We start from the raw sequence: 11,107 nt of genomic DNA on the forward strand, positions 1-11,107 counted from the left end.
CAACACCCGGCAACAACGGCGCTATCCGACCCCACGCCGCATCCGTCAGCTCACCACGACCCACCACAAGATCAATTATCAGACAGGGCCTAGGACGAATGGCTGATCACAGCCGTACTCGCTGAGCTCACCGACCAGGACGTCTCCATGCAAGAGCTGCCATCGCGTCATCTGGTGTCCCCATCCCCCACCACCCGGTCAAGTTCGCATCATCGCAGCGCGCAACTCTCTGGCCAAGCGTTTCATTCTGAAACGATCAGTTAAGGGGACGCGCATCAGGGCATGGCCGAGTCGACGCCCCAGCCACCGGCAGGTGTGCACTGCCTCCCCAGCCAGTCGGCGTGCAGGAGGCTCGGCGCGATCGTCTGCTACGCCGTGCCCGAGGCCGGCACCCAGCTCCCGCTGATCGTGGCGTGGTTCGTGGTCACCGGTCTGGTCCTCACCGGCTGGTTCGGTTTCGTCCAGCTGCGCAAGTTCCGGCACGTCGTGGACGTGGTGCGCGGCAAGCTGTGGGAAGTGGAAGAGCGCGACGACGACGCCGACGGCATCCCCGACATCTATCAGACCGGCACTCCGACGACCGCCTGTTCTCCACCGTGGTGCGGCCCGCAAGCCGCGAACTGGAGGCGGCCGACAAACAGGTGGTGCTCATGCTCGCGGAGCCTGGCCGAAGCCGGGCGCGCGTCGGAAGCTACGTAGCCGTCGGCAACGTGGACGGTGTTCTTCTCCTCCTTTCCCTGCACGGCGCCGACCCGCTGCCCGCCCTGCCGGCCAGGACCTCGCTGCCGACTGTCTCCTTCGGCCGCACCGCGGCCCCGGCCGTGCCCTATGTGGACCTGGACGATGTCCGCGGCGCCGGCCCCGCCGTGCGCCATCCCCTCAACCGAGGGCCTTCGAGGGTCTTGACTACGTGGTCACCCCATCGGGTCCTGTGTCGCGGCTGGGCCGTGCGGCGGACCGAGGGTTCGGTCTCCCGCCGATAGCCGGTGTTGTACTGCGGCTGGCCGCAGCAGGGCTGTCCTGCGGGGAAGTCGACGTCCGCGCCGGAGCGTTCGAGGGCCTTGACGGTGGCGACGGCCGTGGAGGGGTGGAGCGCGTCGTTGACGCAGGTGGCGAAGAGGGCGACACGCATCAGCAGTTCCACGGGGCGGCTTCGAGTCGGGCGGCGGCCGCGTCCCAGGCGGCGCTGTCACCTCGGGGGGCGTAGTGCCGTAGGTGTTGGGTGGAGGCGATCAAGCGGCGCATGTCGGCGAGGCCTCCGACCAGGCCGACGGCGCGAGCCTGGACGAGGATGTTGCCCAGCGCGGTGGCCTCCGTGGGGCCGGCGACGACCGGAAGGCTGGCGGCGTCGGCGGTGAGCTGGCACAGCAGGTCGTTGCGCGAGCCGCCGCCGACAAGGTGGATCTGGGTGATGTCACGGTCGGCGAGCGCGGCAGCCTGCCGCAAGACGCGGCGGTGGGCGAGGGCCAGACTTTCCAGGATGCAGCGCACCACCGCGCCCTGGCTGCCGGGAACACCCTGCCCGGTACGGGCGCAGTACCCCCGGATGCGGGCCGGCATGTCGCCAGGGGCCAGGAACTCCGGGGCGTCCGGGTCGACGAGCGACGCGAAGGGCTCGGCCCGGGCCGCGTCGGCGAGGAGCGTGGGGATGTGAGTGGGCAGGTTCTCCTTCTCCCAGGTGCGCCGGCACTCCTCCAGGAGCCACATGCCCATGATGTTGCGCAGGTAGCGGATCGTCCCGTCGACGCCGCGCTCGTTGGTGAAGTTCGCCGCCCGGGACGCCTCGCTCAGCACCGGGGTGTCGAGCTCCAGGCCGGCCAGCGACCAGGTGCCGCAGGAGATGTACGCGAAGCCGGGCACCGTCGCGGGCACGGCGACGACCGCGGAGGCGGTGTCGTGTGAGGCGACCGTTGTCACCGGGGTACGGGGGTCGAGGCCGGTGAACGCGGCGACGTGGGGGAGCAGGGTGCCGGCCGGGTCGCCCGGGGCGCGCAGCGGAGGGAACAGAGTGGGGTCGAGGGAGAGCCGGCTCAGGAGGTCTGTGGACCAGGTGCCGGTGCGGGCATCGAAGAGACCGGTCGTGGAGGCGTTGGTTTCCTCGGCGCCGATCGAGCCGGTCAGCCAGTGGACCAGCAGGTCGGGGACGAGCAGGAGGGTGTGGGCGGCATCGTGCTGGGCGGTGCCCGCGCTCGCGGCGAGCTGGAAGACCGTGTTGAACGGCAGGTGCTGAAGTCCCGTGATGCCGTACAGCTCCTCGACGCCAACCTTGGCCCAGACGCCGGCGGCGGCGCTGTCGGTGCGGGAGTCGCGGTAGTGGAACGGGTGGCCGAGCAGGGCGCCGTCGGCGTCGAGGAGTCCGTAGTCCACCGCCCAGGTGTCGACACCGATGGAAGCGACACCGCCGGAGCGGCTCGCCTCGCGCAGGCCGTCGAGGATGCCCTGGAACAGGGCGAGGACGTCCCAGCGCAGGCCGTCCGGCAGCCGCACGGGTGTGTTGGGGAAGCGGTGAACCTCGGTGAGGTCGAGGTTGTCCCGGCCCACGCGGCCGACGATCACCCGTCCGCTGGTAGCGCCGAGATCGACCGCGGCGAACGCGGACGCGAAGGCGGAGGACGGTGGAATGGTGGTCACGGGGATACCTCTGCGGTGCGGGCGGCTCATCAGGGATGGGACAGGAGAGGGGGCGGACCGGCGGCGCCTGGCGGGCACGGTGTCAGGGCCGGTTCCCGTACGGCTTTGTGCCGCCGGTCCGCGGTGCACCTGGGGCGAGTGCGTCAGTCACCCGACCCAGGGCGAGCAAGGGCCTTTCAGCGGAGGAAGGCTGCGGCGACGCCGGCGTCGACGGGGATGTGCAGGCCGGTGGTGTGGGTGAGGTCGCCGCCGGTCAGGGCGAAGACCGCGTTCGCGACGTGCTCGGGAAGCACCTCGCGCTTGAGGAGGGTGCGCTGGGCGTAGAACTCGCCGAGCTTGGCCTCCTCGATGCCGTAGGTGGCGGCGCGCTGGGCGCCCCATCCGGCGGCGAAGATGCCGGAGCCGCGGACGACGCCGTCCGGGTTGACGCCGTTGACGCGGATGCCGTGCTCGCCGAGTTCGGCGGCGAGGAGGCGGACCTGGTGGGCCTGGTCGGCCTTGGTGGCCGAGTAGGCGATGTTGTTCGGACCGGCGAAGACGGCGTTCTTGGAGGCGATGTAGATGATGTCGCCGCCCAGGCCCTGCTCGATCATGATCCGGGCGGCTTCACGGGAGACCAGGAAGGAGCCGCGGGCCATGATGTCGTGCTGAAGGTCCCAGTCCTTCGTTGTCGTCTCCAGCAGTGGCTTGGAGATCGAGATCCCCGCGTTGTTGACGACCAGGTCGACACCGCCGAACGCGAGGACGGTCTCGCGGAACGCAGCGGCGATCTGCTCCTCGGACGTGACGTCCACCGTCACTGCCACGGCCTTGTCCGGGCCGCCGAGCTCTTCGGCGACCGCCTGGGCATTCTCGCTGTTCAGGTCGGCGACGACGACGCAGGCACCCTCGGCTGCCAGCCGGTGGGCGATGGCCCTGCCGATTCCGGATCCGGCGCCCGTCACCAGAGTCACTCGCGTCGCCAGAGGCTTCGGCTTCGGCATGCGCCGCAGCTTGGCCTCCTCCAGCTCCCAGTACTCGATGCGGAACTTCTCCGCCTCCTCGATGGGGGCGTAGGCCGACACCGCCTCGGCACCGCGCATCACATTGATCGCGTTGACGTAGAACTCGCCCGCCACCCGGGCGGTCTGCTTGTCCTTGCCGAAGGAGAACATGCCCACGCCTGGAACAAGGACGATCGCCGGGTCCGCGCCGCGCATCGCGGGGGAATCCGCCGTGGCGTGCCGCGTGTAGTAGGCGGCGTACTCCTCGCGGTACTGCGCGTGCAGCTCCTTCAGCCGTGCCACGGCCTCGTCCAGCAGGACCGTGGGCGGAAGGTCCAGGACCAGCGGGCGGACCTTGGTACGCAGGAAGTGGTCCGGGCACGAGGTGCCCAGGGCGGCGAGACGCGGATGCTGGTCATGGGCGAGGAAGTCGAGGACGACGTCGGAGTCGGTGAAGTGGCCGACCTGCGGGCGGTCCTGCGAGGCCAGGGACCGGATGACGGGGGCGAGCGCGGCGGCCCGCTCCCGGCGCTCCTTGTCCTCCAACGCCGCATAGCCGGCCAGCGGCGCGCCGAAGGGCTGTTCCTTGCCTCGGTCGGCGAGGAAGGTCTCCGCGGTGCGGATCATCCACAGCGCGTTGACTTCGCATTCCTCGGCGCTCTTACCCCAGGCGGTGATGCCGTGCCCACCGAGGACCACGCCGACGGCCTCGGGATGGGCTTCCTTGATCGCCGCGATGTCGAGGCCGAGCTGGAAGCCGGGCCGGCGCCACGGCACCCACGCCACCTTCCCGCCGAAACACTCCGAGGTCAGCTTCTCGCCGTCGGCGGAGCAGGCGAGCGCGATGCCGGAGTCCGGGTGGAGGTGGTCCACGTGCGCGGCGTCCACCAGGCCGTGCATGGCGGTGTCGATGGACGGCGCCGCGCCGCCCTTGCCGTGCAGGCAGTAGTCGAAGGCGGCGACCATCTCGTCCTCGCGCTCCACCCCCGGGTACACGTTCGTGAGCGCCCGCAGCCGGTCGAGCCGCAGGACGGCGAGCCCGCTCTCGGTGAGCGTGCCGAGGTCGCCACCCGAGCCCTTCACCCACATCAGCTCAGTGTCCGAACCGGTGACGGGATCGGTGACGGTGCCCTTGGCGGAGGCGTTGCCGCCGGCGTAGTTGGTGTTCCGGGGATCGGAGCCCAGCCGCCGCGCGCGGTCGAGGAGGGCGGCGACTTCGGGATGCGTGGCCATGTGAGATCGGTCCTTCAGGTGCGAAGCGTGCGGAGGAGGAAGTGAAGGGCGCGTGCTCGGCGCCAGAGCAGTTCGGATCGGCGGGCCGGTGCAGGAGGGGTGGGGGCTCAGGCGCCCCAGCCGGCCTGTTCGCCGCCGACGCGCTCGGATGCGACCTGCTCCTGCCACCCGGACGCCGCGTATGCGGCGATGGGGTCGGGATTCAGGCCCTGTTCCTCGCGGACTTCCTGCAGCAGGGGGCGGACGTCGGTGTTGTATGCGTCCATCAGCACCGCGTTGGCGGCGAGGACGTCACCGGCGGCCTGGGCGGCGGTGAGCGCGTCGGGGTCGATGAGGAGGGCCTTGGCGGTGGCCTCCTGGACGTTCATCACGGAGCGGATGACGGCCGGGATCTTCGCCTCGATGTTGTGGCACTGGTCGAGCATGAAGGCCACGTTCGCGGCCGCGTCGAGACCGCCGTTCTTGGCGACCTCGTGCATGATCCGGAAGAGCTGGAAAGGGTCGGCGGAGCCGACCATCAGGTCGTCGTCGGCGTAGAAGCGCGAGTTGAAGTCGAAGCCGCCGAGCTTTCCCTCCCGCAGCAGGAACGCCACGATGAACTCGATGTTGGTGCCCGGAGCGTGGTGACCGGTGTCCACGACGACCTGCGCCTTGGGACCGAGCTTGAGGCAGTGGGCGTACGAGGTGCCCCAGTCCGGCACGTCGGTGGTGTAGAAGGCCGGCTCGAAGAACTTGTACTCCAGGAGCAGGCGCTGGTCGTCGCCGAGCCGCTCGTACACCGCGGCGAGGGACTCGGCGAGCCGATCCTGGCGGCCGGAGATGTTGTCCTGGCCGGGGTAGTTGGTGCCGTCGGCGAACCACAGCTTCAGGTCCGTCGACCCGGTGGCGTCCATGATGTCGACGCAGTCCAGCAGGTGGTCGACGGCCTTGCGGCGCACCTTCGCGTCCGGGTGGCAGACGCTGCCGAGCCGGTAGTCGTCGTTCTGGAAGGTGTTGGAATTGATCGCCCCCAGCTCCAGGGCGCGGTCCTTCGCATACGCGGCGAGCCCGGTGTAGTCGTCGACACGGTCCCAGGGGATGTGGAGGGAGACCTTCGGGGCGATGCCGGTGAACTCGTGCACCTTCGCGGCGTCGTCGAGCTTCTCCCACGGCGTCCTCGGGACGCCGGGCTGCGCGAATACCTTGAACCGGGTGCCGGAGTTCCCGTAGCCCCAGGAGGGCGTCTCGATCCGCTGGGCCTTGAGCGTGGCCTTCACGGCGTCCCGTACGACAGTCATTGGGCAACCTCGGAACCAGGGCCGCGCTGTACGCGTCGGCATGTGAATCGTTTCATCGATACAGAAACATGTATCTGGAGAGTGGTCAAGAGAGCTCGATGATCCTTGGTGAATGGATTCATTTATGATGGTCAGGGCCGCCCAGAGGGGCGAGCACCTGGATTTACGGCGAACGGATGGTCGGCAGTGGTGGGCATCAAGGAGGTGGCGCGGCAGGCGGGCGTCTCCGTCGGGACGGTCTCCAACGTCCTGAACAGGCCTGAGCGTGTCTCCGGTGATGTTTTGGCCCGTGTCCACGCGGCGATCGACCTGCTGGGTTACGTTCGGAGCGAGTCGGCGCGGCAACTGCGTGCCGGTCGCAGCCGCATGCTCGGTCTGCTGGTCATGGACACCGGAAACCCCTTTTTCGCCGCCCTCGCCCAGGGCACCGAGCGAGTGGCCGCCGAGGCGGGACTCGGTGTGATGGTGTGCAACAGCGCCGAGAGCGCTTCGGCCGAGCAGGCCTACCTGTCGCTCTTCGTCGAGCAGCGCCTTCGTGGTGTCCTGCTCGCACCGGTCGCGTCCGACGGCGAACCATGGAAGGCGCTGCTGCGCGCGAACATCCCGTTCGTCGTCGTCGACCGGGCGGTCGACGCGCAGACGGCCTGTTCGGTGGCCGCCGACGACGTCCAGGGAGGCACGCTCGCGGGCAGACACCTGCTCTCCGCCGGCCATCGGCGTATCGCCTATGTGCGGGGCCCTCATCATCTGCAGCAGGTCCGGGACCGGCGTGAGGGCCTTGTCCGCGCGGTGGAGGAGTCGGGGCTCGGTGCCGACGCGATCGTCGACATCCCGGCCGAGAAGCTGGATGTCGGCTCCGGCCGGGACGCCGGGGCCCGGCTCATCGGGCTCTCGCCCCGGCCGACGGCCGTCTTCTGCGCGAACGACCTCCTGGCACTGGGCGTCATGCAGACGGCCTTCGACTCAGGCGTACGCATCCCGGACGACCTCGCCGTCGTCGGTTACGACGACATCGAGTTCGCGGAGGCGAGCCTCATCCCGCTCACCTCGGTGCGCCACCCGGCCGCGGAGATCGGCCGCCTCGCAGCCGGGCTCTTGCTGCAGGAGATCGAGCCGCCGGACCTGGAGCATGGCCATCGGCACACCGACATCGTGCTCCAGCCGGAGCTCGTTGTGCGCAGATCCAGCATGCCGCGGCCCTGACCGAAGTCCGCACCCGCCGTCCCGCCGCGCAGCGTCAGGCGTCATCGCCGGCGTGGACCGGATCCCGTTCGCCCTCGGCCGGGCGAGAACGCGCGTCACGCCGTCCCGCTCCTCGCTGGGGAAGACGGCGAGGAGCTCGCCGTTGATCCTCTCGGCGGCCGGCGCGAGGGAGACGTGCAGCCCTCTGCCCTCCTCCGTCAGCGCCAGCAGGGTCCGTCGCCGATCTGTCTCGTCCCGTGTCCGGCTGAGGTGGTTCTGCTCACTCAGCCTGCGCACGATGTGGTGTGCCGTCGACCTGTCCAACGACGTCAGCCGGGCGACCGTGCGCTGGTCGATCCCGCCGCGCTGCCGCAAGGCGTCGAGCACGGCGGACTGCTGGGACGTCACGGCCTCGGAGACGAACCTGCTCCACAGCGAGGTGTGGACCTGCTCGGCCCGCCGGATCAGGTGACCGGCGTAGCCGTCCGGGTCGAGGGCTCCGGTCATCGTTCCCTCCTGTTCAGACGGCCCCGCGGCGCGGGCCTGGACCGACACCTCTGGTCCGGGACCGCCCCGCGCGGGTATACGGATGCGTCAGCCGCGGCGGTGCCCTGGACGGGACTCGTACGGCGTGGCCCGGGAGCCGTCCACGCCCACTTCGAGCGTGCCGATCTTCTCGATTTCGACGACGACGCGGTCTCCGTCGGCGATCGGGCCGACGCCGGCCGGAGTGCCCGTCGCGATCACGTCACCCGGGTACAGGGTCATCACCGAGGAGGCGTAGGCGACCAGCTCCCGCACCCCGAAGATGAGGTACGCGGTGTTGGTGTTCTGCCGGGTCTCACCGGCCACGTCGCAGCGCAGGTCGAGCCGGTCGGGGTCGGCGATCTCGTCGGCGGTGACCACCCACGGGCCGATGGGGGTGAAGGTGTCGAAGGACTTGCGTGTCGAACGGTCCTCCACGGAACGCACGGTGATGTCGAGCAGGCAGGTGTAGCCGAAGACGTAGTCCAGGGCGTCGTCGGCACTGACCTGCGACGCGGTCCGGCCGATGACCACCGCCAGTTCGCCTTCCTGGTCGGTGCGGATGTCGGAGTAGGGCAGGACGATGTCCTGGCCCGGACCGATCACCGAGGAGTTGGCCTTGAGGAAGACTCCCAGGTCGGCGATGGAGGTGGGGTAGTCCATCTCCGCCTTGTGGTCGAGGTAGTTGACGGGCGCGCCGATGATCTTGCCGGGCCGGGGCAGCGGCGCCTCCAGCGTCACCTCCGCCAGCGGCACCCGGCGTCCGCGCGTCGGGTCGGGCACCGGTCCGGAAACGTTGGACGACACCGTTTCGATGTACTGGTGGAGCGCGCCGGCCGGGCTGGCGGAAGAGGGGGCGACCTGGTCGGTCACGTCGGTGATGGTGTCGCCGTCGACGACGCCGAGTCGTCCCTTGTCGAACAGGGCCAGACGCATCGTGGCCTCCTTGCTGGTGTCGGAGAAGAGAAAGGGTGGTCAGGCGCCGGGGTCGGCGGTCTCGCTGCGGTAGAGGCCCAGGGAGCGCATGACGGGCTCGTCGCTGTACGAGAACAGGACCGCGTCGCTGGACGTCGACGTGTTCAGGTGCCGGTAGGAGGCCCAGCCAGGGATGGCGAAGGTGTCGTTCTCGGCCCACTCCAGGCGCTTGCCGTCCACGATGGTGGTGCCTTCGCCGCGGACGACGCTGAAAATGGTGGAGGCGGTATGGCGCCGGCCCGCCCCCTCGAAACCGGGGCGCAGCCGGTGGATCCGGCAGCCGATGGTGGGCATGACCGGCCCGCCGGTCCAGGGGTTGGTGTACTCCAGGACGATGCCGTCGACGTCGCTGCCCTCGGCGGTGTCGGCGACGGCGTCCAGAGCCCGGCTGGTTTCCTGCCAGGTGTAGCGGGTGACGGGGGAGTTGGGGCCGTCGGGCGTGATCCAGGTGGGGGTGAGGCGGCCGTGGAGGAACTGCCGGCTGCCGGCGTCGTCGGGGCGGGTCACGGGCTGGAGCCGCTGCGGGTACTTCTCGTAGAAACCGGCTTCCAGCGCGTTGACCAGGGGGTAGTCCAGCGCGTCGAGCCAGATCATCGGCGCGTCGCCCTCGTGGGTGTGGTCGTGCCAGTGCCATCCGGGGGTGAGCAGGAGGTCGCCGGGGGACATGAACACGCGCTCGCCGTTGACGGTCGTCCAGGCGCCGTCGCCTTCCAGGATGAACCGGAAGGCGTTGGAGGTGTGCCGGTGGGCCTGGGCCGTCTCGCCAGGGAGGATGATCTGCAGGCCCGCGTACAGGGTGTTGACCGTCGCCGGCGGGTCGGTCAGGCCGGGGTTGACGAGCATGAGGACCCGGCGTTCGGCCTCGTCCAGGGACAGGGTCCGGGAAAAGTGAAGCAGGTGCGGGCGCAGCTCCTTCCAGCTCCACCGGTAGGGGACGGCCCTGCTGCGGGGCTGGGCGGGGAACAGGTTGCCGTAGAAGCGCCAGAGCGGGGCGGCGCCAAGGGCCTCGAGGGCCTGGTAGGCGGGGTCGTCGTTCATGGTGTCTCCTCGCGGTGGGTGCTCACGGGGTGATCGAGGGCTGGCGGTCGCCGGCGGGGGTCCACACCCAGGCGATGTCGTCGAAATCCTGCGCGGTGCGACCCGACAGGAGTTGGTTGCGCAGGACGGCTCCCATGCCGTCCAGATGGCAGATCTCGCCGAAGCCCCGGGCGTTGGTCTGGATCGACGCGGCCCGCTCCGTGCGCACGGCGGCGTAGGCGGTGAAAGCGTCTTCCGGGCGGCCGTGCGCGCGCAGGGCACGCCCCAGGGCCACGGCGTCCTCCAGGGCCTGGCAGGCTCCTTGGGCCAGGTACTGCAGCATCGGGTGCGCCGCGTCGCCCAGGAGCACGATGCGGCCGTGGACCCAGTCGGTGATGGGCAGCCGGTCGAACAGCGGCCAGCGCCGGTCCCGCGCGATGAGTGGCAACGCGTCGCGCACGGTGTCGCAGGCTCCGGCGAATCGGTCCTCCAGCTCGGCCTCGGTGCCCCAGTCGTCGGAGTCGGGGGTGTAGTGGTCGCTCTCGAAGACGGCGACCTGGTTGTAGAGCTCGCCGCGCCGCACCGGGTACTGCACGAGGTGCATGCGCGGCCCGACCCAGACGATGACCGATTCCGTCGTGGCGTGCTGCGCCATCGATCCCGTCATGCTGCTGACGGGCAGGGCGCCGCGGTACGCGACGTACTTCGAGCAGACGGGGGCGCCGTCATCCACGAGGATCTGCCGGAGCCGGGAGTGCAGGCCGTCGGCGGCCACCACCGCGTCCGCCGCGAGCCGTTCAGGGGTCTCGGCGAAGTGGAGGCGCACTTCGGCCGATGTCTGGACCGCGTCGGTGAGGGTGTGTCCGGTGCGCAGGGTGATCGACGGGTGCTCCTGGCAGGCGCCCAGCAGCGCTCCGTGGAGGTCGGTGCGGTGGGTGACGAGGTAGGGGTGCTCGAAACGGCTGAGGTAGGCGTCACCGCGCAGGTCGAGAGCGGTGACCTGCTCGCCGGTGAGCGCGTCCATCATGACGAGCTGCGGCGGGGCGACGGCGGAGCGCCGTACGGCGTCGAGGACGCCGAGTTCCTCCAGCGCCAGGGAAGCGTTAGGTGCCAGCTGCAGGCCGGCTCCGATCTCGCCGAAGCGGGCGGCGCGCTCCACCACGGTCACGCGGTGGCCGGAGCGGGCGATGGCGAGGGCGGCGGCCAGGCCGCCGATGCCGCCGCCGACGACGGCGATGTGCAGGGGCGAGGTCGTCACGGGCAGGTGCCTCCTTGAAGGATCGG

At 70.2% G+C, this 11,107-nt stretch carries 7 protein-coding genes and 3 pseudogenes; 2 read left to right on the plus strand and 8 right to left on the minus strand.

The genetic code is table 11. The features are described from left to right. Positions 1-351: 351 nt before the first annotated feature. A pseudogene (locus tag ACFWV2_RS29725) lies at positions 352-507 on the plus strand (D-alanine glycine permease); the annotation flags it as partial. A 436-nt stretch (positions 508-943) separates the two neighbouring features. On the opposite strand, the pseudogene ACFWV2_RS29730 reads toward ACFWV2_RS29725, so the two are convergent. From ACFWV2_RS29730 to rhaI, 4 genes and pseudogenes are all read right to left on the minus strand, one after another. After that, a pseudogene (locus tag ACFWV2_RS29730) lies at positions 944-1,132 on the minus strand (heterodisulfide reductase-related iron-sulfur binding cluster); the annotation flags it as partial. Continuing rightward, positions 1,132-2,661, minus strand: coding sequence for a rhamnulokinase family protein (locus tag ACFWV2_RS29735; protein WP_384409598.1), 1,530 nt, complete (start codon positions 2,659-2,661; stop codon positions 1,132-1,134). The pseudogene ACFWV2_RS29730 and the gene ACFWV2_RS29735, both read right to left, overlap by 1 nt. Positions 2,662-2,807: 146 nt before the next feature. Next, positions 2,808-4,865: a bifunctional aldolase/short-chain dehydrogenase gene (locus ACFWV2_RS29740; RefSeq protein ID WP_384409717.1), complete on the minus strand. Its 2,058-nt coding sequence runs from the start codon at positions 4,863-4,865 to the stop codon at positions 2,808-2,810. Between the two features lie 89 nt (positions 4,866-4,954). After that, positions 4,955-6,124: an L-rhamnose isomerase gene (gene rhaI, locus ACFWV2_RS29745; protein WP_384409600.1), complete on the minus strand. Its 1,170-nt coding sequence runs from the start codon at positions 6,122-6,124 to the stop codon at positions 4,955-4,957. Between the two features lie 186 nt (positions 6,125-6,310). Between rhaI and ACFWV2_RS29750 the strand changes: the two genes are divergently transcribed. Next, positions 6,311-7,327, plus strand: coding sequence for a LacI family DNA-binding transcriptional regulator (locus tag ACFWV2_RS29750; protein WP_384409602.1), 1,017 nt, complete (start codon positions 6,311-6,313; stop codon positions 7,325-7,327). Positions 7,328-7,567: 240 nt separating this feature from the next. Here ACFWV2_RS29750 and ACFWV2_RS29755 read toward each other — a convergent pair. The 4 genes and pseudogenes from ACFWV2_RS29755 to ACFWV2_RS29770 form a co-directional block, all read right to left on the minus strand. Then, positions 7,568-7,813: pseudogene (locus ACFWV2_RS29755) on the minus strand (MarR family transcriptional regulator); the annotation flags it as partial. Between the two features lie 87 nt (positions 7,814-7,900). Continuing rightward, complete coding sequence (locus ACFWV2_RS29760; protein ID WP_384409604.1) at positions 7,901-8,767, minus strand: fumarylacetoacetate hydrolase family protein; 867 nt, start codon at positions 8,765-8,767, stop codon at positions 7,901-7,903. Between the two features lie 39 nt (positions 8,768-8,806). Next, on the minus strand, positions 8,807-9,844 hold the full coding sequence (locus tag ACFWV2_RS29765) for a cupin domain-containing protein (protein ID WP_384409606.1): 1,038 nt from the start codon (positions 9,842-9,844) through the stop codon (positions 8,807-8,809). A gap of 22 nt (positions 9,845-9,866) precedes the next feature. Continuing rightward, positions 9,867-11,081 (minus strand): FAD-dependent monooxygenase, encoded by a 1,215-nt coding sequence (locus tag ACFWV2_RS29770; protein WP_384409608.1) that lies wholly within the window; start codon positions 11,079-11,081, stop codon positions 9,867-9,869. Positions 11,082-11,107 lie beyond the last annotated feature (26 nt).

The organism is Streptomyces sp. NPDC058671 (assembly GCF_042716475.1).
GTDB lineage: Bacteria > Actinomycetota > Actinomycetes > Streptomycetales > Streptomycetaceae > Streptomyces.